Source organism: Conexibacter woesei DSM 14684 (assembly GCF_000025265.1).
GTDB classification, from domain to species: Bacteria; Actinomycetota; Thermoleophilia; order Solirubrobacterales; family Solirubrobacteraceae; genus Conexibacter; species Conexibacter woesei.
Map to the genome: position 1 here is coordinate 1998164 of NC_013739.1, position 22242 is coordinate 2020405.

22 protein-coding genes are annotated in these 22242 nt (G+C 70.0%); 7 read left to right on the forward strand and 15 right to left on the reverse strand.

The genetic code is table 11. The features are described from left to right. Positions 1-30: 30 nt before the first annotated feature. The 4 genes from CWOE_RS09475 to CWOE_RS09490 form a co-directional block, all read right to left on the reverse strand. A complete protein-coding gene (locus CWOE_RS09475; RefSeq protein ID WP_012933378.1) occupies positions 31-879 on the reverse strand; it encodes a universal stress protein in 849 nt (282 codons plus the stop codon). Positions 880-892: 13 nt separating this feature from the next. Continuing rightward, the gene (locus CWOE_RS09480; RefSeq protein ID WP_012933379.1) at positions 893-2809 is read right to left on the reverse strand and encodes a cytochrome c oxidase subunit I; all 1917 of its coding nucleotides are present in this window, start codon (positions 2807-2809) and stop codon (positions 893-895) included. 16 nt (positions 2810-2825) lie between these two features. After that, positions 2826-3860 (reverse strand): cytochrome c oxidase subunit II, encoded by a 1035-nt coding sequence (gene coxB, locus CWOE_RS09485; protein WP_012933380.1) that lies wholly within the window; start codon positions 3858-3860, stop codon positions 2826-2828. Positions 3861-4046: 186 nt separating this feature from the next. Beyond that, entirely contained in the window at positions 4047-4430 is a 384-nt protein-coding gene (locus CWOE_RS09490) for a helix-turn-helix transcriptional regulator (protein WP_012933381.1), read from the reverse strand. A 169-nt stretch (positions 4431-4599) separates the two neighbouring features. Here CWOE_RS09490 and CWOE_RS09495 point away from each other — a divergent pair, with 169 nt between their 5' ends. Beyond that, complete coding sequence (locus CWOE_RS09495) at positions 4600-5019, forward strand: CBS domain-containing protein (RefSeq protein WP_012933382.1); 420 nt, start codon at positions 4600-4602, stop codon at positions 5017-5019. A 237-nt stretch (positions 5020-5256) separates the two neighbouring features. On the opposite strand, the gene CWOE_RS09500 is transcribed toward CWOE_RS09495, so the two are convergent. The 5 genes from CWOE_RS09500 to CWOE_RS09520 all read right to left on the reverse strand — a co-directional run bounded on the left by CWOE_RS09500 (position 5257) and on the right by CWOE_RS09520 (position 10116). Next, a complete protein-coding gene (locus tag CWOE_RS09500; RefSeq protein ID WP_012933383.1) occupies positions 5257-5508 on the reverse strand; it encodes a hypothetical protein in 252 nt (83 codons plus the stop codon). Positions 5509-5653: 145 nt separating this feature from the next. Further along, positions 5654-6562, reverse strand: coding sequence for a heme o synthase (locus CWOE_RS09505; protein WP_012933385.1), 909 nt, complete (start codon positions 6560-6562; stop codon positions 5654-5656). Positions 6563-6572: 10 nt separating this feature from the next. After that, positions 6573-8273 carry a cytochrome c oxidase subunit I gene (ctaD, locus tag CWOE_RS09510; RefSeq protein ID WP_012933386.1) on the reverse strand — a complete coding sequence of 567 codons (1701 nt, stop codon included), beginning with the start codon at positions 8271-8273 and terminating at the stop codon, positions 6573-6575. Between the two features lie 23 nt (positions 8274-8296). Next, the gene (gene coxB / locus CWOE_RS09515) at positions 8297-9187 is read right to left on the reverse strand and encodes a cytochrome c oxidase subunit II (protein ID WP_160165493.1); all 891 of its coding nucleotides are present in this window, start codon (positions 9185-9187) and stop codon (positions 8297-8299) included. Positions 9188-9303: 116 nt separating this feature from the next. Further along, on the reverse strand, positions 9304-10116 hold the full coding sequence (locus tag CWOE_RS09520) for an enoyl-CoA hydratase-related protein (RefSeq protein WP_012933388.1): 813 nt from the start codon (positions 10114-10116) through the stop codon (positions 9304-9306). Positions 10117-10211: 95 nt separating this feature from the next. Here CWOE_RS09520 and CWOE_RS09525 point away from each other — a divergent pair, with 95 nt between their 5' ends. Genes CWOE_RS09525 through trxB form a run of 3 tightly spaced genes read left to right on the forward strand, consistent with a single transcriptional unit; the run spans position 10212 to position 13319 of the window. Then, a complete protein-coding gene (locus tag CWOE_RS09525) occupies positions 10212-11144 on the forward strand; it encodes a phosphatase PAP2 family protein (RefSeq protein ID WP_148260961.1) in 933 nt (310 codons plus the stop codon). Between the two features lie 4 nt (positions 11145-11148). After that, positions 11149-12282, forward strand: coding sequence for a lysylphosphatidylglycerol synthase transmembrane domain-containing protein (locus tag CWOE_RS09530; RefSeq protein ID WP_012933390.1), 1134 nt, complete (start codon positions 11149-11151; stop codon positions 12280-12282). A gap of 59 nt (positions 12283-12341) precedes the next feature. Then, positions 12342-13319: a thioredoxin-disulfide reductase gene (gene trxB / locus CWOE_RS09535; protein WP_012933391.1), complete on the forward strand. Its 978-nt coding sequence runs from the start codon at positions 12342-12344 to the stop codon at positions 13317-13319. A 12-nt stretch (positions 13320-13331) separates the two neighbouring features. Here trxB and CWOE_RS09540 read toward each other — a convergent pair whose 3' ends face one another. Continuing rightward, on the reverse strand, positions 13332-14387 hold the full coding sequence (locus tag CWOE_RS09540; protein ID WP_012933392.1) for a CehA/McbA family metallohydrolase: 1056 nt from the start codon (positions 14385-14387) through the stop codon (positions 13332-13334). Positions 14388-14684: 297 nt separating this feature from the next. Between CWOE_RS09540 and CWOE_RS09545 the strand changes: the two genes are divergently transcribed. Together CWOE_RS09545 and CWOE_RS09550 are read left to right on the forward strand one after the other, a co-directional pair. Continuing rightward, positions 14685-14954, forward strand: a complete 270-nt coding sequence (locus tag CWOE_RS09545; RefSeq protein ID WP_012933393.1) for a hypothetical protein — start codon at positions 14685-14687, stop codon at positions 14952-14954. Positions 14955-14966: 12 nt separating this feature from the next. After that, positions 14967-15467 (forward strand): Rossmann-fold NAD(P)-binding domain-containing protein, encoded by a 501-nt coding sequence (locus CWOE_RS09550; RefSeq protein ID WP_012933394.1) that lies wholly within the window; start codon positions 14967-14969, stop codon positions 15465-15467. Between the two features lie 15 nt (positions 15468-15482). On the opposite strand, the gene CWOE_RS09555 is transcribed toward CWOE_RS09550, so the two are convergent. The 4 genes from CWOE_RS09555 to CWOE_RS09570 are packed head-to-tail and all read right to left on the reverse strand — an operon-like array spanning position 15483 to position 18660. After that, complete coding sequence (locus tag CWOE_RS09555) at positions 15483-16049, reverse strand: NUDIX hydrolase (protein WP_012933395.1); 567 nt, start codon at positions 16047-16049, stop codon at positions 15483-15485. A 5-nt stretch (positions 16050-16054) separates the two neighbouring features. Continuing rightward, positions 16055-16450 carry an OsmC family protein gene (locus CWOE_RS09560; protein ID WP_012933396.1) on the reverse strand — a complete coding sequence of 132 codons (396 nt, stop codon included), beginning with the start codon at positions 16448-16450 and terminating at the stop codon, positions 16055-16057. A 60-nt stretch (positions 16451-16510) separates the two neighbouring features. Then, entirely contained in the window at positions 16511-17803 is a 1293-nt protein-coding gene (locus tag CWOE_RS09565) for a DUF1015 domain-containing protein (RefSeq protein ID WP_012933397.1), read from the reverse strand. 17 nt (positions 17804-17820) lie between these two features. Next, positions 17821-18660, reverse strand: coding sequence for a DMT family transporter (locus tag CWOE_RS09570; protein ID WP_012933398.1), 840 nt, complete (start codon positions 18658-18660; stop codon positions 17821-17823). Positions 18661-18915: 255 nt separating this feature from the next. On the opposite strand from CWOE_RS09570, the gene CWOE_RS09575 reads away from it, so the two are divergent. Next, a complete protein-coding gene (locus CWOE_RS09575) occupies positions 18916-20925 on the forward strand; it encodes a glycosyl hydrolase family 28-related protein (RefSeq protein ID WP_012933399.1) in 2010 nt (669 codons plus the stop codon). A gap of 63 nt (positions 20926-20988) precedes the next feature. Here CWOE_RS09575 and CWOE_RS30520 read toward each other — a convergent pair whose 3' ends face one another. Further along, entirely contained in the window at positions 20989-22158 is a 1170-nt protein-coding gene (locus CWOE_RS30520; protein ID WP_012933400.1) for a serine hydrolase domain-containing protein, read from the reverse strand. Between the last annotated feature and the right edge of the window lie 84 nt (positions 22159-22242).

Below are 22242 nucleotides of genomic sequence, written 5' to 3' on the forward strand. Positions count from 1 at the left end.
GCAGAGAAGAGGAGGCGGAAGCTGCTTCCATCAGGCTGCCTTCGCTCCCGCTTGGGCCGGCTCGGTGGCGATGTCGATCTCGACGTGCTGGACGGGCGCGGCGGTGAGCTTCTGGACGCGGCCGATCAGGTCCGAGCGCATCCAGCGCGAGCGCATCTTCGGCAGCGTCGAGATGATCAGGTCGTCGACGCGGTAGAACTGCAGCGCGTTCGCGACGGCCGTGTACGGATCGGGGTCGCCGATGCCGCCGGTCGCCGGTATGCCTTCCTCGTGGAGGCGGCCGAGCAGCGCCTCGAGGCGCGCGCGTGCCTTCTCCGTGTGGTGGCCCTCGCCGCCGTCCTGGGGCACGATCACCGTGAAGGTGTGAGGCGAGGCGGCGGCGCGCTTGCGCAGCTCCTCGAACAGCGGCTCGCCTCTCGCCGTGTGGTTGGCGACGACGAGCGTGTGGGTCGTCTCGTCCCTGTCGGCCGCGAGGTCGACGACGACGTGCTGGACCGGCAGGCCGGTCGCGTCGTGGACGCGTTCGACGAGGTCACGCCGCATCCAGCCCGAGCGCGTCTCGGGGTGCGTCGAGATGATGATCTCGTCGATCCCGTACTCGCGCACCGCGTCGAGCGTCGCCGAGTAGGGGTCCGGATCCATCACGTCGCCGTACGCGGCGATCTCGTGCTCTCTGAGCGCGTGGAGGGTGGCGTCGACGCGGGCTCTGGCCGCGTCGCGGACGGCTTCGTCGTAGATGACGTAGCCGGAGTGCGGGCGGTTCTGGGGCGCGATCACGACGAACTCGGCGTCGCCTGCCTCATGCCGGGCGCGGATCGCGTCGACGAGGCTGCGGCCGCCGTGGGTTTCGTTCGCCACGACGAGGACTCTTCTGGCCATGGTGCGGTTCACCTCACTCTCTGGACGGTGACGTCGCGACGGAGCCGGCCGGAGTCGGCTTCGCCTCTGCGGGCGATTGGAAGATGCCGTGGACGGCGCCGGGCACTCCGTACTCGTACGGACCGCCGACGACCGTCGGGACGGCGTCGAAGTTGAAGATCGGGGGCGGCGAGGAGACCTGCCACTCGAGCGTCAGCGCGCGCCACGGGTTGGCGGCGGCGCGCGGGCCGCCGCGCCAGCTGACGACCATGTTGTAGAGGAAGACGAGCATGCTCAGCCCGAGCAGGAAGCTCGCGATCGACACGAACAGGTTCAGCGCCGCGAACTGCTCGGCGTAGTCCGCCACGCGGCGGGGCATGCCGTCGAGCCCGAGCAGGTGCATCGGGCCGAAGGTGACGTTGAAGAAGACGAACGTCGCCCAGAAGTGGATCTTGCCGAGCGTCTCGTCGTACATTCGGCCCGTCATCTTCGGGAACCAGTAGTAGACGCCGGCGAAGATCGTGAAGAGAGAGCCGCCGAACAGCACGTAGTGGATGTGCGCGACGATGAAGTACGTGTCCGAGACGTAGATGTCGAACGGGATCATCGACAGCATCACGCCGCTGATCCCGCCGAGCGTGAACGTCGTCAGGAAGCCGAGCGCGAACAGCATCGGCGTGTCGAGGTGGAGCACGCCGCGCCACATCGTCGCGAGCCACGAGAAGATCTTGATGCCGGTCGGCACCGCGATGATCGCCGTCGTGATCATCATCGGGATGCGGATCCAGTTCTGCATGCCCGAGACGAACATGTGGTGCGCCCAGACGGTGAAGCCGAGCACGACGATCGCGAGCAGCGAGAACGCCATCATGCGATAGCCGAAGATCGGCTTGCGCGACTTGACCGAGATGATCTCGCTGACGATCCCGAAGCCCGGCAGCATCATGATGTAGACCGCCGGGTGGGAGTAGAACCAGAAGACGTGCTGGTACATCAGCACGCTGCCGTCCTTGCCGGCGCCGACGAACGCGTCGAAGTACTGGAAGCCGAGCGCGCGGTCGAGCAGCACGAAGAACTGCGAGGCGGCGATGAACGGCGTCGCGATCACGACCAGCAGCGAGGTCGCGAAGTTCGCCCACACGAGCAGCGGCATGCGGAAGAAGCTCATCCCGGGCGCGCGCATCGTGATGATCGTGACGAGGAAGTTCAGCGCAGTCGCGATCGAGGCGGCGCCGGCGAACTGGACGCCGATCGTGAAGAACGCCTGCCCGAGCGGCATCTCGGTCGAGAGCGGGGCGTAGGCCGTCCAACCGCTCGCGAACGCGCCGCCGGGGGCGAAGAAGCTGGCCGTCAGGAGGATGCCGGCGGGCGGCAGCATCCAGAACGACAGCGCGTTCAGGCGCGGGAAGGCCATGTCCGGCGCGCCGATCATCAGCGGCAGGACGTAGTTCGCTATCCCGGCGAAGACCGGGATCACGAACAGGAAGATCAGCAGCGCCGCGTGGACCGAGAAGAGGCCGTTGAAGGTCGAGCTGTCGACGAACTGCATGCCCGGCTGGGCCAGCTCCGCGCGCATCAGCATCGCGATCAGGCCGCCGAGGAAGAGGAAGAAGAACGACGTGACGACGTACTGGATGCCGATCACCTTGTGATCGGTGTTGACGCGGAAGTAGTCCTTCCAGCTCGTCGCGCCGTGCGAAGAGTGGTCCTCGGCGCGCGTCGGCCGGCCGGCCGCGTAGTAGAACCAGTAGTCGAAGCAGCCGAGGCCGACGAGGAAGAACAGCGGCATCGCTATCAGCGCGACGTTCGTTATCGCCTCGCCGTCGCTCCAGGCGTCGGGGAAGTGCATCGCCGTGCGGCCGACGCCGACGAGCACGTACGCGAAGGCGAGCCCGAGCAGCACGAACAGCGCTGCTCGATACCAGCCTGGGGCGCGGAGCTTTGCGGTCATCGGCAGGGTTCCTCCATCATCTCGAAACGCTCGTGAGATAGCTCACGAGGCCGTCGATCTGCTCCGCTGAAAGTGTTTCCGAGAAGTTGGCCGGCATCACACCGGCTTCGTAGCCTTCCTCGACTCTGGCGTCGGGATCCACGATGTCCTCTCTGATGTCCGCCTCCGACTGGCCTCTGAGCGCGGTCGTCAGGTCCGGGCCGGCGGCGCCGCTGGTGCCGGCGTCCGCGAGCGTGTGGCAGCTGCCGCAGCTCGCGATGAAGGTGTCTCTGCCGACAGCGGCCAGGTCGGCGCCGCCTCTCCCGCTCTCGCCGCCGCCGCCCGCGTTGACCGTGGGCTGGCCCTGTCTCGCGAGCCATCTGTCGAACGAGGCCGGCGTGACGACCCAGGCCGTCGAGCGCATCACCGCGTGGCCGAGGCCGCACAGCTCGGCGCAGACGACGGGGTATCTGCCCGTTCTCGTCGGCGTCGCGCGGACCTCGGTGGTTATCCCGGGGACGGCGTCGATCTTGACGCGGAAGGCCGGGACCCAGAAGTCGTGGATGACGTCCTCGGCTCTGACCTTGAAGAGAACCGGGCGGTCCTTCGGCAGCACGAGCATCGTGCTGTTGACCGGTCTGCCGCCCTCCTGCGGGTAGGAGTATCTCCACGCGAACTGCTGGGCGGAGACGTTGACGACGAGCGTGTCCGGGTGCTTCTCCTCGATGTCGCGCAGGACGGCGTAGGCGTAGCTGCAGAGCGCGACGAGCATGATCGCCGGGACGGCGGTCCAGATCACCTCGAGGCGCGTGTTGCCGTGTATCGGCGGGCCGTCCTGCTGCTCCTGGCCAGGGCGCATTCTGAACTCCCAGGCGCAGTAGAGGACGACCGTCGTGACGAGCACGAAGACGGGCACCGACACGATCATCAGCACGTCGTAGAGCGTGTCGATAGGGCCGGCCTGCTTGGCCGCATCTGCTGGGAACCAGTCGATGACGAGGGCGAGCGCGATGCCAATCGCCGAAGCGATTGCACCGACGATCACCATCTGTGCGACCGGATGTCTACGCACGCGTGAGTCTCCTCGCTGCCACGGTGGACCTGCTCTCCGTTGCCGATCCTAAGCGAGCGACGGGACGAACCGCAAACGTGGTCGGGAGGAAGACTGCGCGCGTGCGTCCTCGCGCGCGTGCGGGTATGCCCGTGCGGCCCCGCGTGGCGGGGCCGCACGCGCGCTCTCACGACGCGGAAAGCGTCGTCAGGCGGCGCGTTGCGCCGGCGGCGTGCCCTCGCGGGCACGGGCGCGGTACGCCGACGGGACGCTGCCGAGATGGCGGCGGAAGGTCTTGGCGAACTGCGCCGGCTGGCGGTAGCCGACACGCCGGGCGACCTCACGGACGGTCAGCGAGCCGTTCGCGAGCAGCTCGGCGGCACGCTCCATGCGTACTCGCGTCAGGTGCTCGCGGAAGGTCGTCTCACCGATCTCCGCGTAGGCGCGTTGGAGCTGGCGTCGCGAGGACGCGACTCGGCGAGCGATGTCGTCGAGCTCGAGGTCGGAGGCGTATTCAGCCTCGACGATCCGCACGGCCTCGTTGTAGAGCTGCGTGCGGTGGCGGATTGTTCCGGGTCGTTGCGTTGGCACCGATCAGAGATACGGAGCGAGGACCACTTTTGGATGGTCTGAGCAGCGCGTATGCGTCAAGCTGGCGCACGAACGCCCTTTGGGTACGGGCGAAATCGGATCTGCCGCGTCGTCCTCGACGGCAGGGGTATGCTTGATGCAATCGTTGCAAGCGACCACGGAGGCGGCGATGCAGGTACGCGAGGGAATGTCGGCCACATCGCTCGTCGTCGGTCCCGGGCACACGTTGCGGGAGGCGGCAGAGCTGATGCACACGAGGTCGATCGGATCGGCGATCGTGCTCGACCAAGACCAGCCCGGCCCCGGACTCCTCACGGAGCGTGACGTGCTGGCCGCGATCGGTCGTGGGCTCGATCCTGATCGTGAGATGGTCGCCGACCATCTCACGAGCGATCTCGTTTTCGCCGCGCCAGACTGGTCGCTCGAGCAGGCGGCCTGTGAAATGGTCCGCGGCGGCTTCCGCCACTTGATCGTGGTGGAGGGAGGAGAACTGGTCGGCGTGCTCTCGATGCGCGATGTCGTGCGCTGCTGGACCGAGGACGGCGCCGTCTGCGCCGTCCCGATGGGCAGCGGGGTCGCGGCGCGATAGCGACCGCACGCCCGGCCCCACGTACACAACCGGCCGCTGCTAGGCGGCCGGACAGAGCATCTGGCGAGCGGCGCCTTGGGGGCGCCGCTCGTACGTTGGGGACCACTGGTGGATCGGCGGGCCTCGCCAGGACGCACCGAGCGCGGTGGGCGCCAGCCCATAAGCGAGGGAGGACGCCGCGAGGCGCGCCGAGGCGCTAGTGGTGGGCGGGAGGACGCCGCGAGGCGCGCCGAGGCGCTAGTGGTGGTCCGGGCCGTGACTGTGCTCGAGCGGAAGCTCGGCGATGTCGCGGCGGGTGTCGGCGATCCAGCGGGCCGTCGTGTAGAGGAAGAGCAACAGGCCGGCTATCAGCACGACGATGCTCGTCGTGATGCCGATGATCGCGACGGTGATGCCGAGCGCGTTGAAGAATGGCAGCAGCGTCGGACCGGGGAGGTGGATCTCCTCGCCGACGGGCGGGGGAGTCTGCTCAGGCTGAGTCGGGCTCATGTCTAGGAGATGTAGATCGCGGCGGCCAGGAACGACGCGCCGAACATGAAGACGCAGACGGCCGTGGCTATCAGCGCCGAGCGGATGTTCTTACGAGCGAGACGACGGTCCATGGGATTCCTTGGATTCTACGGTTTCTTGTCGTTTAGAGCTTCACGTCGACGACCATCGCGGCGAACAGCAGCGCGAGGTAGAGCATCGAGAAGAGGTAGAGCTTGAGTGCGGCGCCGCGGTCCGGATGCCGCTGCAGTCTGATCGCCGACCACAGGAACCAGCCGCCGAGCACCGCCGCGCTGACCGCGTAGATGCCGTCGAACAGCTGGCCGGCAAACGGCAGGAACGTCACCGCGACGAGCAGGAAGGTGTAGAGCGTGATCTGGCGGCGCGTCTCGTCCTCGCCGCGCACGACCGGCAGCATCGGCACGCCGACCGCCGCGTACTCGTCCTTCATCCGCAGGCTGAGCGCCCAGAAGTGCGGCGGCGTCCAGTAGAAGACGATCGCGAACAGGTACAGCGCGGCGGGGTCGAACGAGCCGGTCGTCGCGACCCAGCCGACGAGCGGGGGGACCGCGCCGGCGGCGCCGCCGATCACGATGTTCTGCGGCGTCGAGCGCTTCAGCCACATCGTGTAGACGAAGACGTAGCCGAGGAAGCCGGCGAGCGCGAACGTCGCCGCGAGCAGGTTGACGGTCAGCGACAGCAGCGCGAACGAGGCGATCTGGAGGCCGAAGCCGTAGATCAGCGCGGCGCGGGGGCTGACGCGGCCGGACGGGATCGGCCGGTTCGCGGTGCGCGCCATGCGCGCGTCGATGTCGCGGTCGTACCAGTGGTTGACCGCGCCGGCGCCGCCGGCGGACAGGTAGCCGCCGAGCAGCGTCAGCAGGATCAGCCCGATCGAGGGGCTGCCCGCGATCTCCATCGTCGCGACCGTCGTCAGCAGCAGCAGCAGCTGGACGCGCGGCTTCGTCAGCGTGATGTAGTCGGCCACCACCTGACGCACGCCGCTGTGGGCGTGCGTCGGCTTGACCGGGGACGTGACGCGCGACGCTTCCACGAGCGGCAGCCTACGCGGTCTGCGTGGGCTGCGCAGCCGGCTCGTGCTCGATGCCGGACTGACGCTCCACCTGACGGCGGATGTCCTTCATCGGCTCGACCGAGCGGATGCGCGGGATCTCGTCGAAGTTGTTGACCGGCGGGGGAGAGGTCGTGAACCACTCGAGCGTGTTGCCCTTCCACGGGTCCGGACCGGCTCTCGCGCCGACCTTGTAGCTGCGCAGGAAGTTGATGACCGACAGCAGGATGCCGAAGCCGAGCACGAACGAGCCGGCCGTCGAGATCTGGTTGTAGGCCGTCAGCCCCGCGTCCGCCGGGTACTGGTACACGCGACGCGGCATGCCCGAGAGGCCTGCGGCGTGCTGCACCAGGAAGGTCATGTTGAAGCCGATGAACATCAGCCAGAACGACGCCTTCGCGAGCGGCTCGCTGCACATGCGGCCCGTCATCTTCGGATACCAGTAGTAGAGGCCGCAGAAGATGGTGAAGACCGCGCCGCCCATCAGCACGTAGTGGAAGTGAGCGACGACGAAGTACGTGTCGGTCAGCTGCCAGTCGACGGGGAAGACGGCGAGGAAGATGCCGGTGATGCCGCCGATCACGAAGATCGCGATGAAGCCGACCGCGAAGTACAGCGGGGACGCCATCACGATCGACCCGCGCCAGAGCGTGGCGATCCAGTTGAAGATCTTCACGCCCGTCGGCACTGCGATCAGGAACGACGAGAGCATGAAGAAGCCGAGCACGACGGTCGGCACCGGCACGCTGAACATGTGGTGGGCCCACACGAGCGCCGCCAGGAAGGCGATGACCGCGGTCGATGCGGCGATCGCCTTGTAGCCGAAGATCGGCTTGCGGGCGAAGACCGGCAGGACCTCGGAGACGATCCCGAAGCCCGGCAGGATCATGATGTACACCTCTGGGTGGCCGAAGAACCAGAAGAGGTGCTGCCACAGGACGGGTGAGCCGCCCTCGGTCGGGTCGAAGAAGTTGGTGCCGAAGTGACGGTCGGTCAGGAGCATCGTCACCGCGCCCGCGATCACCGGCAGCGCCAGGATCAGCAGCAGGGCGTAGATGAGGATCGTCCAGACGAACAGCGGCAGGCGACCCCAGCCCATGCCGGGCGCGCGCATGTTGACGATCGTCGCGTAGAAGTTGACCGCACCGACGAGCGAGGAGATGCCGGTGATGTGGATCAGGAAGATCCACGCGTCCTGGCCGCCGCTCGGCGTGTACATCTCGTTCGAGAGCGGGGTGTAGGAGAACCAGCCGGCCTCCGGCGGCTGCCACAGCAGCGACGCGTAGAAGACGACGCCACCGAACAGGAGCAGCCACGCCGACAGCGCGTTGAGGCGCGGGAACGCCATGTCGCGCGCGCCGATCATCAATGGCAGGAAGTAGTTCGCGAAGCCCGCCATGATCGGTACGACGAAGAGGAAGATCATCGTCGTGCCGTGGAGCGTGAACAGCTCGTTGAAGTGCTCAGGCGTGAGGAAGTTGTTGTTCGGGACCGCGAGCTGGATCCGGATCAGCAGCGCCTCGATGCCGCCGATCAGGAAGAAAGCGAACGACGCGACGATGTAGACGATGCCGATCTTCTTGTGATCGGTGGTGCTGAGCCAGTCGATCCACCGCGCGCGCGTGCGCTCCTCGTGGACCTCGTGGGCGAGCACCTGCGGCACGGGACGTGTCGCGAAGTCGGTGGTTGCCATGGTGGGGTCTCGGGTCCTTTGTCCTAGTTGAGGTCGCCGTCGCGCGTGAGCTGGTCACGCAGCTGCTGGACTTCTCTGTCCGCAGCGGCGATGTCGCGTCTCTGTCGATCGAGCCAGGCGGTGTACTCGGCCGGGGTCACGATTCTGACGCGGGCAGTCATGTCGGCGTGGTTGCGGCCGCAGAGCTCGGCGCACTGGCCCTTGTAGAGCTCGCCGGCTCTCGGGGCCTTGAACCAGGTGTAGTTTCTGTAGCCCGGGACGGCGTCGAACTTGCCGCCGAGCTTGGGGATCCACCAGGAGTGGATGACGTCGGTCGCCTCGATGTCGAGCACGACGGTCGTGTCCGCGGGCGCCACCATCTCCTCGTAGGAGTAGGGCAGGCCGAACGCGTTTCTCTGGCAGTTCGCGCCGTAGGTGTAGCGCCAGATGTACTGGCGACCGGTGACGCAGATGGTCAGCTTCTTGCCGTTCGGGGGGCTCGGCTCGTCGGTCGAGGCCGTGAGCACGCCGTCGGCGAGCTGGAGACCGTTCTCGCCGCTGTTCGGCGGGTCCTGGATCGATCCGAGCTTCGAGAAGGTGACGGCGGCGAGCGCGACGAGGATCAGCGCGGCGCCGACCGTCCAGGAGATCTCCAGACGGGTGTTGCCGTGGATCTGCGCGGCGACGGCGCCCTTCTTGGCGCGGAATCTCCAGATCGACCAGAACAGCGCGCCCTCGACAACCACGAACACGACGATCGCGATGTAAAGGACTATCTTGTAGAGCGAGTCGATCTCGTCGGCGTTCGGCGAGCCACCCGACTCAGGGGTGAGGAAATCGGCGAACGCGCCGCTGGCGAAGACGAGCGATCCGATCGTCGCGAGCAGCAGGGCCGCGGCAAGGCGGCGGCGAATGGAAGCAGTTTCAGGTCGCAAGGCGGCGCGGATTCTATCCACGAACCGGCGGCGTGCTGCGTCAGGTGCCCCGCTCCGGAAGATGGGACCGTCGGAACCCCCGCCCTGGCGGGCATTTCCCTGCTCTATCGGCACCGTCAGACTCCTCTGAACTCCGGCGCGCGCTTCTGCAGAAACGCGAGCGCTCCTTCTGCGAAATCGGCTGTCGCGGCCTGCTCCTGCTGGATGTCGGCTTCCAGTTCGAGCTGCGCGGCGAGGCCACTGTACGCCCACGCGTTGAGCTGGCGCTTGGAGCCTGCGTAGGAGCGGGTCGGTCCGGCGGCGAGCTTCTGCACGAGCGCCTCGGCCGCGGCCGGCAGCTCGGCGTCGGCGTGGACGGCGTTGATCAGCCCCCACTCGAGCGCCTTCGGCGCGGGCAGCCGCTCGCCCAGCATTGCCAGCTCGAGCGCCCGCGTCAGGCCGACGCGCGCCGGGATGAAGGCGGACGAGCCGCCGTCGGGCGTGAGGCCGATGTTGACGAACGCGAGCAGGAAGTAGGCCGACTCGGCCGCGAGCACGAGGTCGCTGGCGAGCGCGAGCGAGCAGCCGATCCCGACCGCCGGGCCCTGGACCGCGGCGACGACCGGCTTGGGCATCTCGCGCAGGCCGACGATGATCGGGTGGTAGCGGTCGACGAGCGCGGTGCGGACGTCCGGATGTCCCTCCGGCGTCGGGTCGAAGCCGGCGGACAGGTCGGCGCCCGACGAGAAGCCGCGACCGGCGCCGGTGACGAGGACCGCGCGCACGCCGGCGTCGGCGCTGACGCGCTCGATGGCGTGACGCAGGTCGAGCCCGAGCTGGGTGTCCCAGGCGTTCATCTTCTCCGGCCGGTTCAGCTCGATGCGTGCGGCCGCGCCGGACTGGTGAAGGTTCACCGTGGCGTACGCATGCACCAACTCGTAGTCGCTCATGGCCGGGGATCCTACGTTCGATCCGGTCCCCGCGGCGCCGATCCTGAGGCACGTGTGAAGGAGATGTGAGACCGCCCTCATATACTCCCGGCGCTTTGCGGAAGTCGAAGGCCCTCCGAGCCGCAGCATGGGCGGTCGTCATCGCCGGCGTCGCCGCTCCCGTCATCCGACGGCGCGCCCACCTGCCGAAACCGGCGGTGCTGGCGGCGGCCGCGGCGGCCCCCGTCGCGCTCTGCGTCGTGGTCCCGCGCTCGCGCACGCGCGACGTGCTGACGTGCACCCTCCAGATGTGGGCGTACCTGGCGGCGTACGAGATGCCGCACGACGATCCGGAGGCGCTTCAGCGCCGCGTCCACATCGACTACCCGGTCAACGTCGACCGCGTCATCGGCCTCGGCACGCCGCCGACGCTGCGGCTCCAGCGGCTGCTGTCGGCGCCGGGCAGGATCCGCCCGGCCGAGAAGGTGCTCGTCTGGTCGCACTGGGTCTGGTTCGCCGTGCCGCACCTGGCGGTCACCTACGTGCTCGTCCGCAGACGCGACAGATTCGGCCGCGCGGCGGCGACGACGTACGCCGTCTTCGACCTCGGCGCGCTCGTCTACTGGCTCGTGCCGACCGCGCCGCCGTGGTACGCCGCCTCGCAGGGACGGCTGGAGGACCACGACGAGACGCGCGTGCGGCGGATGATGATCGAGTACGGCGAGCAGTTCTGGAAGCACCGCTGGGGGCCGCTCTACTCTTTGCTGGGAGGCAATCCCCTCGCTGCCATGCCGTCCCTCCATTTCGCCACGTCCGTGAACGCCGCCCACCTGCTCGGGGAGGTCGGCGTCGTCGCCGGCGCGGTCGGCTGGGGGTACGCCGCGACGCTCGGGCTGGCGCTCGTCTACCTCGGCGAGCACTACGTCGTCGACCTGCTCGCCGGGCTCGCGCTGACGGAAGGCGTACGGCGGGCCGCGCCGGCGCTGGCGCCGGCCGCGACGAGCATCTCGCACGCGGTACGAGCACTCGAAGCAAGAGCGCGGGCGTAGCGGGATGGGCAAGGACGCCGTCCAGCAGCGGTCTGACGCGAAGTCCGCGTCGACCGCGCCCGTCGACACGCCCAACGGGGCCGTGACGGAGGACGACGACGAGGAGATGCCGCGCGTCGTGCTGACGCGGCGGCGGATCATCGCCTCGGCCGTCTTCGTCGTCGCGACCCTGCTGTTCCTGTACCTCGTGCTGCCCGAGATCAGCGGCATGAAGGAGACGTGGCAGCGCGTCGCCGACGGCGACCACGCATGGCTCGCCGCCGCGCTCGGCTTCGAGCTGCTGTCGATCGCGAGCTACGTCGCGCTCTTCCACGGCGTCCACATCCCGCCCGGCTCGCGCGTGACGATGCGCGACAGCTACCTGATGACGATGGCGAGCCTCGCCGCGACGCGGCTGTTCGCGGCCGGCGGCGCCGGCGGCGTCGCGCTGACGGCGTGGGCGCTGCGCCGCTCGGGGATGGAGCGGCGTGACGTCGCCGAGCGGATGATCGCGTTCCTGATCCTGCTCTACGGCGTCTACGTGATCGCGATGATCGTCTGCGGCGTCGGGCTGCGGATCGGCGTCTTCCACGGCGAGGCGCCGTTCGGCGTGACCGTCGTGCCGGCGATCGTCGGCACGATCGCGATGCTGATCGTGCTGCCGCTCGCGCTCGTGCCCGAGGACTTCCCGGAGCGGATCGAGCGGATGGCGCCGCGGCGGCCGCGGACGGCGAAGTGGCTGCGGCGGCTCGCGCTGGGGCCGGCCTCGGCGCGCGGCGGGATCCGCTTCGCGCTGCACAAGGCCGCGCACCCCGACCGCGCGATGTTCGGCGTCGTGACGTGGTGGATCTTCAACGTCGCGGTGCTGTGGGCGTCGTTCCACGCGTTCGGCGAGGCGCCGCCGCTCGCCGTGATCGTGCAGGGCTACTTCGTCGGGATGCTCGGCAACCTGCTGCCGCTGCCGGGCGGGATCGGCGGCGTCGACGGCGGCATGATCGGCGCGTTCGTCGCGTTCGGCGTCGCCGGCTCGCTCGCCGTGCTGGCGGTGCTCGCCTACCGGCTGTTCGCGTTCTGGCTGCCGACGATCCCCGGCATCATCGCCTACCTCGGCCTGCGCAAACGGGTCGAGCTGTGGCGCCGAGAACCCGCGGCAGCGTGAATGGCGCAGCCGCTATCCTTTGTGAAGTATTGAACGCGAACGGAGAACCGAGCTACCCCATGGCTGACGTCGAGAACGTGATCATCGTCGGGAGTGGACCCGCCGGCTATACGGCGGCGCTCTACACCGCACGGGCCGATCTGCGCCCGCTCGTGATCGAGGGCTTCGCCTGGGGCGGCCTGCTCCAGCAGACGACCGAGGTCGAGAACTACCCCGGGTACAGAGAAGGCGTGATGGGCCCCGTGATGATGCAGGAGTTCCGCGACCAGGCCGAGCGCTTCGGCACGCGCTTCATCACCGACGACGCGACGAGAGTCGAGCTGAGCGACGGCGGGATCCACACCGTCTGGGTCGGCGACGACGCGTACCGCACGAAGGCGGTCGTGCTCGCGATGGGCGCCCAGCACAAGAAGCTCGGCGTCCCCGGCGAGGAGGAGCTGAGCGGCCGCGGCGTCAGCTACTGCGCCACGTGCGACGCGGCCTTCTTCAAGGAGCACGAGACCGTCATCGTCGGCGGCGGCGACTCCGCGATGGAGGAGGCGATCTTCCTCGCCAAGTTCGCCGGCAGAGTCGTGATCGTCAACCGCCGCGACGAGTTCCGCGCGAGCGCGATCATGCTCGACCGCGCCAGAGAGCAGGCGAACATCGAGTGGCTGACGCCGTACGTCGTCGACGAGTTCGCGGCCGGTGAGAGAGGCGCGCTGGAGAAGGTGCGGCTGAAGCACACCGAGACCGGCGAGCCGCTCGAGCACACCGCGACCGGCGCGTTCATCGCGATCGGGCACGAGCCGCAGTCGGAGCTGGTGCAGGGGCAGGTCGACCTCGACGACAACGGCTATGTCCGGACCGTCGAGCTGTCGACGCGGACGAACCTCGCGGGCGTCTTCGCGGCCGGCGACCTCGTCGACCACACCTACCGCCAGGCGATCACCGCCGCGGGCTCAGGCTGCAAGGCCGCGCTCGACGCCGAGTGGTACCTGCGCGACACCCCGCCGGCCGTCGAGGCGCCGGCGGTCAGCGAGGCAGTCGAGGCGTAGGGCTCAAGCGCGTCAGGCGCGGACGTAGATCGGGTTGGAGACGATCCACGTCCGCTGCCGCCCGCGGTTGCGCAGCGACGCCTCGACGCGGTAGACGCCCGGCTCGGCCGTGGGCGCGTCGAGGCTCGTGCTGCTGCGCGCGTGGGCGAGCTCGACGCCGTCGCGCAGGATCCGCATCTCCGCCTTGCGCGGAAGGCGCACGTGCAGCTTGAAGCCGCCGCCGCCGTGCGATTCGCCGCCCATCTCGAGGTGCTGCGGGCCGTCCGCCCAGAAGCGGAAGCCGCGCGCCGGCGCGAGGTCGTCGCGCGCGACGAAGCAGCGGCCCTCGCGCAGCGCGTCGTAGACGGCGGCGCGGTCGAGGTCCGCGTCGCCGGTCGTCGGGCGCTCCAGCAGCACGTGCGTGCTCAGCAGCCCGAACGCGCGCCGGTAGCTCATCAGCCGCAGTGGCACGCGCGCGCCGATCCGCAGCCCGAACTGGTGCGCGTCGAGCCCGCCGATCGCGACGAACCGCCGCTGCGCGGTGATGCGGTCCCACGCGGCCAGCGCCTCCGGGCGCGGGCGGTCGAGCTGGCGGGCGGCGCGCGGCGCGAGCAGGAACCGCAGCGCGTCGGCGCGTGACGTCAGCCGCTCGGCGGTGTCGGTCACGAAGCTCCACAGCTCGAGACCGGTCGCGCCCGGCTGCGCGACCTCGTCCCAGCCGGCCGCCGGGATCCGCGGGAAGGCGGGCGCGCCGGCCGAGAACGGGTGCGCGAGGAAGCCGAAGCCGCCGGCGGCGGCGACCGCCTCGACGACCTGCCGCGGCGTCAGGCCGCGATGGTCGACGGGCTGGTCGATCCCGAACGCGAGGTAGTGATGGCCGGGGCGCGGCGTGATCTCCTCGCCGACGCAGACGAGCACCGGGCCGTGCCAGCGCTCCTCGCCCTGGTAGCGGGCGGAGAGCGTGTCGTGGTCGGTCAGCAGCACGACGTCGACGTCGGCGGCCGCCGCCGCGGCGGCGATCTCGGCGACGGTGCCGCTGCCGTCGGAGTGGAGCGAGTGGACGTGGACGGCGCAGGTCAGCTCGATCATGAGGGGCGAACGCTACCTGCCGCCGGGGCGTGCTCCATTGCACGTCGAGCGCAGGGGCGCCAGAGACTCCCGGCCACGGGGGGCGGGTGTGGCCGGGAGTCCGCGGGCCGTCGATCTGCTGTGGCGCGACTCGCGGATGGGGAGCATGCCGGGGAGAGCACGCGACCACTGGGGGAACCCCGCGAACGCCACGATCGACTGTGCTCCCGAAACCCCTCGGGCGGGTCGAAGTTGCGGCTGCGCCGGTCGCACCGGTTCGAGGTCTGAGGCCGCTGCGCGGGGTAGACTCGGCCGACGATGGATCCTTTCGCGGCGATCATGTTCGGCATCGTCCTGGTGGTGGTGCTCGTCATCATCGCGCTGGGCGTCTGGTACCCCGGATCGGGCGCCGAGCAGGTCGGCTGGAGAACGCCGCGCTCGCTGGCCGAGCAGGAGGCGGCGCGCGACGACGAGGACCTGCGGCAGATGCTGGAGGCCGCGAACGAGCGGCGGCGGGCACGTGGGGAGCCGGATCTGACGCTCGACGCGCTGATGGCGGAGGAGCGCGCAGCGCGCGGGGTCGAATAGGCTGCGCGCCAGATGGCGCGCGTCCTGATCGTCGGCTGTGGATGTCGTGGGCAGGCGCTCACGCGTGCGCTGCGTGCGCGCGGCCACGCGGTTCGCGGCACGACGCGCGACGAGCGCCGGCGGGCTGCGATCGAGGCGGCGGGTGCGGAGGTCTGGATCGGCGACCCCGACCGGATCGCGTCGATCAGCTACGCGCTCGACGGCGTGACGATCCTCTGCTGGCTGATGGGCTCGGCGAGCGGGCCGGCGGAGAAGCTGGAGGCGCTGCACGGCTCGCGCCTGAGCATGCTGCTGGAGCGGACGATCGACACGACCGTGCGTGGGGTGCTGTACGAGGCGGCCGGCAGCGTCGAGCCGTCGCTGCTGGCGGGCGGGGCGGAGCAGGTCCGCTCGGCGTGCTCCTACTCGGAGATCCCGCACGCGCTGCTGGAGGCCGATCCGGCCGACCACGAGCGCTGGCTGGTGGCGGCGCTGGAGCGGGTCGACGAGCTGCTGTCGTTCACGCGCGTCTGAGCGCGCCGCGCTCGCTCAGCGGCGCGTGAGCGGCGCGATCCGCCCGAGCAGATCGCCCAGTATGCGCGCGGTCGCGCCCCAGATGAAGTGGTCGCCGACGACGTAGGAGTCGGTCTCCCACGTCATCCCGCGGCGCGTCACCGGGCGCTGGTCGAAGCCGTCCAGGAGCGCCCGCAGCGGCAGCTCCAGCACGAGGTCGACCTCCTGCGGCGAGAGGACCCACTCGCGCCCGGCCTCGATCAGCCCGACGTAGGGGAAGATCACGTAGCCGGTGACGAACGTCCGCACCGGCGCGAGGGTGCCGACCAACTCGACGGCGGCGGGCGTCAGCCCGACTTCCTCCTCGGCCTCGCGCAGCGCGGTCTCGTGCAGCGGCTCCTCCGGGAAGTCGCGCCGGCCGCCCGGGAACGAGATCTCGCCCGGGTGGCGTCTCATGTCGTCGCGCCGCTTGGTGAAGACGGCGTGCAGCTCGTCGCCGGCGACGAACAGCGGCACCAGCACGGCCGCCTCGGTCTCGTGCGCGACAGGCTCGTCCGCGCGCGCTCCAGGAGCCGCGATCAGGCGTCGCAGCTCGTCACGCACGCCGCTCAGCGGACGAGCTCGATGCGCTCGTCGAACATGACCTCGCCGTCGAGCGTGCGGTGGACGGGGCACTTCGCCGCGATCACCGACAGCCGCTCCAGCTGCTCCTCGGTCAGGTTCGCCGGCAGCCGCAGGGTCAGTCTGAAACGGGTCGGCGCGCCGCGCTCGGCCGGCGCGTACTCCGCCTCGACCGCGACTCTGCCGATGTCCCAGCCCTTGCGCTTGGCGTACATCTCCATCGTGATCGCGGTGCACGACGCGAGGCTCGCGGCAAGCAGCTCCTGGGGGCTGGGGGCGTCGTCGTCGCCGCCCTCCTCGACCGGCTCGTCCGCGCGCAGCGTGTGGCCGCGCACGTCGATTTCGTGCGTGAAGGTCCCGGTCCGTCTCGCGATCGCCTTCATGCATCGTCCTTCACTGGTCGAGGTCGCTGGAAGCGACCCATCGTAGCGAGGCGTTCGGCTCTACCCGGCAAGGGGATTGAAGACGAGGCCGGTCGGGACCTTCGGGAAGAAGTACGTCGACTTCGGCGGCATGCTCTCGCCGCTCTCGGCGACCTCCTGGACGTGCTCGACCGGCGTCGGCGCCATGAAGAAGCCGGCGTCGAAGTCGCCGCCGCCGAGCGCGTCGATCGCCTCGCCGAAGTCGCGCGCGTAGTCGAGGCCGTCTCTGTGGTCGATCTGGTCGTCGGTCATGCCGAGCGCGCCCTTCAGGATCACCGCTTCGAGCACGGCGGTGTCGAGGCGGCGGTACGGCTCAGAGCGGCCGGCGAGCAGCTCGTCGACGGCCTGCTCGCCGTCGTCGTTGAGCGACAGCAGGTACGGGACGCCCGCGACCGCGTCCATGTAGCCGATCTGGACGCGCTCGTCGCCACGGCGCGGGTCGGGCACGAGCGAGCCCTCGTCGGGCAGCTCGGAGACGTCGAAGCGCTCGCGGATCGTGCGATCGAGCGCGTCCTGGCGCTCGGGGTCGTTCTCTATGCCGGTGACGAGCCGGTGGGTGGGGAAGACGGTCAGTCCCGGGTCCTCGAGCGCGACGAGGCACATCAGCACCCAGCGGTGCGGTCCCTCGCCGCCGATCTCCTCGGCGTAGGCGCGGGCGGTCTCATAGCGGTGGTGGCCGTCGGCGATCAGCAGCTCGGCGGAGGCGACCGCCTCGACGACGGTCTCGATCGCGTTCGGCTCGGTGACGCGCCAGAGGCGGTTGACGGTGCCGTCCGCGTCGGTCGCCTCGCCGAACGGGGCCGCGGTGCGGACATGCGGCGTCAGCGCGCTCCACGCCGTGTTGCCGGGGTCGGAGTAGAGGCTGAAGATCGGCGACAGGTTCGCTCTCGTCGCCCGCGTCAGGTCGAGGCGGTCCTGCTTGGGACCGGGGTGGGTGCGCTCGTGCGGCCGGATCCGGCCGGCGCCGTACTCCTCGACGCGGACTCTGCAGAGGAAGCCCCGCCGCGTCAGCTGGCGGCCGTCGGGAGCGGTGTAGTCCTGCGTCAGCGCCCAGATCGCGGGGGTCTCGTCCTGCGTCACGACGCCCTCGGCGATCCATCCGGCGAGCAGCTCCGCGGCATGCTCGTAGCGGTCCTCGCCAACGTCCGCCGGCTCGGGCAGGTCGACGCGCACGACGTTGTGCGGCGACTGCGCGATCAGCGCCGCGCGGTCGGCGGCGTCGATCACGTCGTAGGGCGGCGCGACGAGCTGTTGGAGCGACCCGGCGACGGCGGGGTCGTAGTGGAGCGCGGTGAGCGGCTGGATCTCGGCCATCCGCGCAGGCTAACCGGCTAGCCGATCGAGATGAGCACCGCTCCGCAGACCGTGCCGACCACGCCGGCCTGCTGCACGCCGCGCAGCTGCTCTCCGAGCACGACGCGGGCGAGCAGGATCGTGACGATCGGGTGCAGCGAGCTGAGGACGGCGACGATGCTCAGCAGGCCCTGGGTCGAGGCGACGGCGTACATCGCGTCGGCGCCGATCACGAGCCAGCCGATCAGCAGCAGGACGGGAAGATCGGGCCGTCTCACCTCCAGGGCGGGGCGGCGCACGAGGAAGACGGCGGCGAAGGCGGCGACGGAGGTCAGCCGCGCGATCAGCAGCGCCCATTGGATGGGGCCGTCGCTGGCGGCGTGCATCGCGACGAGGAAGCTGCCGAAGCCGAGCGCCGTCAGCAGCCCGAGCGTGACGCTGCGCCCGACGCCGCCGCTCGCGGTCGCGCTGCCGCCCTCGATCGAGATCAGCACGACGCCGCTGATCGCGACCGCGATCCCGACCGCCTGCAGGCCGCTCGGCAGCTCGCCGAGCACGACCGCGGCGACGACGCCGACGACCGGAGCGGTCGCCGCGATCGGGGCGACGATGCTCATCGTGCCGACGGCCAGCCCGCGGTACAGCGCCGCGACGCCGACCGCCTCGGCGAGCCCCGCCAGCACCGCGTAGCCGAGCAGCTCGCCGCTCGGCGGACCCTCGCCCATCGCGACCACGACGACGGCGAGCACGACGAGCGCACCGCCCTGGGAGACGAGCAGGACCGACAGCAGGGGCAGCTTCCGGCTCTTGAGTCCGCCGAGGAAGTCCGACCCGCCGTAGACGAGGCTCGCGCCGAACGCGAGCATGACCGCCAGCATCTGTGACCCCTACACCTGGTGCGAGCTGATAGCTCGGTTGCCGGAAATCGCCATCTGGTACCTCGCGCATCAGCTCGTTTCGCGGAATCTCGAACAAACGAATAGCAGGTTGTTGAGACCCGATCGCGCGAGGCGTGCAGGCTGTTGACATATGCTAGTTGCTATGGCAGATTTCCGGTGACGCGGAGGTGCTGACGCGACGGCGCGCCCTCGGGTCGGCGGTGCCCGAACCTGCCGTCGTGTGGAGGGAGATCGATGCATCGGCTTCGACCATCTGCCCGTGCCGCGCTGCTGTGTTGCGCGGCGCTCGCGGCGCTGCCCGCGCTCGCCGCCGCCAGAACGTACGACGTCACCGCACCGCCGTACTCGGCGGCCGGCAACGGCACGACGAACGACCGCCTCGCGATCCAGCAGGCGATCGAGGACGCGTCGGCCGCGGGCGGCGGGACGGTGCTGGTGCCCGCCGGGAGAACGTTCCTCTCAGGCGGCATCCGCCTGCGCTCGAACGTCACCTTCCAGCTCGACGGGACGTTGCAGCAGAGCTTGAACACCGCCCACTACGCGGTCGCGCCGATGGTCGGCTGGGACGTGCCCGGCTCGACGCTCAACTGGGACTCGACGGCGTTTCACAACCAGCCGTTCGTGTTCGCCGCCGACGCCGAGAACGTCACGCTGACGACGTCGGGCAGAGGGACGATCCAGATGGGCGTGACGCCGACCTCCGCAACCGCGATCCGCGTCGACGCGATCGGCTTCCGCGACGTCGAGAGATGCTGGATCAACAACATCACGACGCGTGACGTGATCGGCTTCAACATCGTGCTCGACCGCGCGAACCACTGCGACATCACCGGCACGTACCTCAACTCGAAGGCCGGCAGCCTCGGCAGCGACGGCATCAACATCACGGGCTCCCAGCACGTGAAGGTGCTCTACAACCACGTCAGCGCGGGCGACGACGGCCTCTACATCGCCGTCAGCTACGGCGACCCGCGCTTCACCGGCCCGTGGCGGGCGCCCGACACCGGCGGCGCCGCGCGCTACATCGAGATCGCGAACAACGAGGTCGTCGACTTCGGCCACCAGAACGCGTTCACGCTGATCCCGTGGGGCAGCCTCGACCCCGACCAGCGCAACGTCGAGATATCCGACGTCTCGATCCACGACAACACCTTCATCGCGGACGTCGCGCAGGCGGTCGACTGCCGCTGCGACAACCCCTGGAGAGGCACCAGAAGATACTTCCAGGACACCGATCGCGGCGACCAGTCGCCGATGACGCGCTTCTCGATGTGGAACAACGTCTTCATCTCGAGAACGAGAGTGCCGAACTTCCCGACCTGGGTCGGGGCGACCTTCACCGACTCGCAGTTCGGCGGCCTCTCAGGTGCGCCCGGGGCGATCAGAAGCAGTCCGTCGATCCAGAACGGCGGCTTCGAGCGGACCGGCAGCGCGTGGTGGAGCATCGGCGGCGTCGGCGGCGCCACGAACGACCCGGCGATGCTGCCGGCCGGCGCGGGCGCGGCGCTCAGAGCATTGGGCGGCTGGGCCGGGTTCGTGCTGCCGAGCGGCACCGCCACGACAAGCCTCGTGCAGGGGCTCGGGTTGGAGAACGCCGCCGACCTCGGGCTCCCGCTCGTCGGCGTCGCCGGCGCGGCGACATACCGGCTCGACGCGACCGTCGTGACGAACGGGCAGCCGTTCCGCGTCTACGCGCACGACACGTGCGAGAACAGAGTGCTCGCGCAGCAGACGGTCTCCGCGACGACGGCGACGCGCGTGTCGCTCCCGTTCAGCGTCACCAGAAGCTGCGGCAACGTCCATCTCGGGATCGACCGGGGCGGAGCCACGAGCGGCTGGGCGCTGATCGACGACGTCGAGCTGCGCGCTCCCGTCGTCGGCAACGAGGATCCGTCGCTGCGCACGGTCGGCACGTGGGGCCGCGACTGGGCCGGCGGCGACATGGGCGGCACCCACCACCATGACAACGGCACCGGCAGCACGGTGACGATCCCGTTCACCGGCACGCGCGGCAGAGTCCTCGCGCCGAAGGGGCCGGGCTGGGGCATCGCGTCGGTCTCGGTCGACGGCGGGCCGGCGGTCGACGTCGACCTCTACGGCGCCGCGGCCGCGTGGCACGCGACCGTCTTCGACACCGGCGTCCTCCCGTTCGGGAGACACACCGTCACGATGACCGTCTCCGGCCGCAAGCACCCCTCGTCGACCGGCACCTGGATCGCGTTCGACGCGCTGCTCGTGAGCTGACGGAGGGCTCGCGCATCGCCGGCCGGGCGCAGCCGCCCGGCCGGGCGCGGGGGCAGCTGACGCTCAGCCGCGGCGGTACGCGTCGAGCAGCGCCAGCCAGACGTCGCCGGCGGAGGAGCCGGGGGAGGGTGTGACGCCGGCGGCGTCGAGCTCGAACTGGTTCGACATGACGGCGATCGTGACGCCGGCTCTGGGGTCGGTCAGCGTGAGGCTGGTGTAGCCGCCGTCGCCGCCGGAGTGGCCGTACCAGGTGCCGCCGGCGAAGCCGTAGCGCTCGAGCCCGAGGCCGTACGGCGTCGCGCGCGAGCGCACGCGGGTCATCGCGCGCAGAGTCGCGGGGCGCAGCAGTCTGCCGCGCTGGAGCGCGTCGGAGAAACGCGCCGCGTCGATCGCCGTCGCGCTGATCCCGCCGGCCGGCCAGGTCGCGCCGAAGATGTGCGACGGCGCTGCGCGGTGCCCCGACCAGGTGTCGAGCAGCAGCTGTCTCCCGAGCCGGTAGTAGCCGTGCGCGACGCGATCGAGCGGCAGGCCCGTGCGCGTCAGCAGCGTGTCGCGCGCTCGCAGCGGACGTGCGACGAAGCGGTCGAGCAGCGCCGCGAGCGGCGCTCCGCCAGCGCGCTCGGCGATCGATCCGAGCAGCAGGTAGTTCGTGTTCGAGTAGTGGAAGCGCGAGCCGGGCGTGAACGCCGGCGCTCTCGTCATGCCGACCATCTGCTCGCGCGTCCACGGGATCGTCGGGTCGTAGGTGTCCCGTCTCTGCGTGAAGCGGGTGATCGCCGGGTCGTACTCGACGTCCGGGTAGCCGGCGGTGTGGCCGAGCAGCTGGCGCACGGTGACCCGTCTCGCGGCCGGAACGTGCGGCAGGAAGCGCGCGACGCGATCGTCGAGTCGCAGCCGGCCCTGCTCGACGAGCTTCAGGACCACCGTCGCGGTGTAGCTCTTGGTCAGGCTCGCGACGGACATCAGCGTCGCGTCGGTGACCTGGACGGAGGTGGTCGGCCGGCCGCCTCCTGGACGCATCGGCTCAGCCGCGGGCTGGACCGCGAGGCCGCTCGCGCCCGACCACACGACGCGCCCGTCCTGCATGACCGCGGCGGTCACGCCGGGTGCCTTCGCTCTTGCACGGGCCCGGTCGAGCGCGCGGTCGAGTGCCTGCGTGTCTGCGGCCGCGGCCGCACCCGTCTGCACGAGCAGCGGGAGCGTCGCGAGGGCGGCGATGATCAGTCGTCTCATCGCACCATCCTCACGACGACATGCCCGCCCGACCACAGGGGTCCACCCCCGGATCGCCGTGCGGCCAGCCGCACGCTGCGAAGA

What these genes read in the sequence shown, in the direction of transcription:
- CWOE_RS09540 (WP_012933392.1), bottom strand. Translation starts at nt 14,387, where the DNA reads ATGATCGAGCTGACCTGCGCCGTCCACGTCCACTCGCTCCACTCCGAC.
- CWOE_RS09530 (WP_012933390.1), top strand. Translation starts at nt 11,149, where the DNA reads ATGGGCAAGGACGCCGTCCAGCAGCGGTCTGACGCGAAGTCCGCGTCG.
- CWOE_RS09560 (WP_012933396.1), bottom strand. Translation starts at nt 16,450, where the DNA reads ATGAAGGCGATCGCGAGACGGACCGGGACCTTCACGCACGAAATCGAC.
- CWOE_RS09480 (WP_012933379.1), bottom strand. Translation starts at nt 2,809, where the DNA reads ATGACCGCAAAGCTCCGCGCCCCAGGCTGGTATCGAGCAGCGCTGTTC.
- ctaD (WP_012933386.1), bottom strand. Translation starts at nt 8,273, where the DNA reads ATGGCAACCACCGACTTCGCGACACGTCCCGTGCCGCAGGTGCTCGCC.
- CWOE_RS30520 (WP_012933400.1), bottom strand. Translation starts at nt 22,158, where the DNA reads ATGAGACGACTGATCATCGCCGCCCTCGCGACGCTCCCGCTGCTCGTG.
- CWOE_RS09495 (WP_012933382.1), top strand. Translation starts at nt 4,600, where the DNA reads ATGCAGGTACGCGAGGGAATGTCGGCCACATCGCTCGTCGTCGGTCCC.
- CWOE_RS09520 (WP_012933388.1), bottom strand. Translation starts at nt 10,116, where the DNA reads ATGAGCGACTACGAGTTGGTGCATGCGTACGCCACGGTGAACCTTCAC.
- CWOE_RS09565 (WP_012933397.1), bottom strand. Translation starts at nt 17,803, where the DNA reads ATGGCCGAGATCCAGCCGCTCACCGCGCTCCACTACGACCCCGCCGTC.
- CWOE_RS09545 (WP_012933393.1), top strand. Translation starts at nt 14,685, where the DNA reads ATGGATCCTTTCGCGGCGATCATGTTCGGCATCGTCCTGGTGGTGGTG.
- CWOE_RS09500 (WP_012933383.1), bottom strand. Translation starts at nt 5,508, where the DNA reads ATGAGCCCGACTCAGCCTGAGCAGACTCCCCCGCCCGTCGGCGAGGAG.
- CWOE_RS09570 (WP_012933398.1), bottom strand. Translation starts at nt 18,660, where the DNA reads ATGCTGGCGGTCATGCTCGCGTTCGGCGCGAGCCTCGTCTACGGCGGG.
- CWOE_RS09475 (WP_012933378.1), bottom strand. Translation starts at nt 879, where the DNA reads ATGGCCAGAAGAGTCCTCGTCGTGGCGAACGAAACCCACGGCGGCCGC.
- CWOE_RS09575 (WP_012933399.1), top strand. Translation starts at nt 18,916, where the DNA reads ATGCATCGGCTTCGACCATCTGCCCGTGCCGCGCTGCTGTGTTGCGCG.
- CWOE_RS09550 (WP_012933394.1), top strand. Translation starts at nt 14,967, where the DNA reads ATGGCGCGCGTCCTGATCGTCGGCTGTGGATGTCGTGGGCAGGCGCTC.
- trxB (WP_012933391.1), top strand. Translation starts at nt 12,342, where the DNA reads ATGGCTGACGTCGAGAACGTGATCATCGTCGGGAGTGGACCCGCCGGC.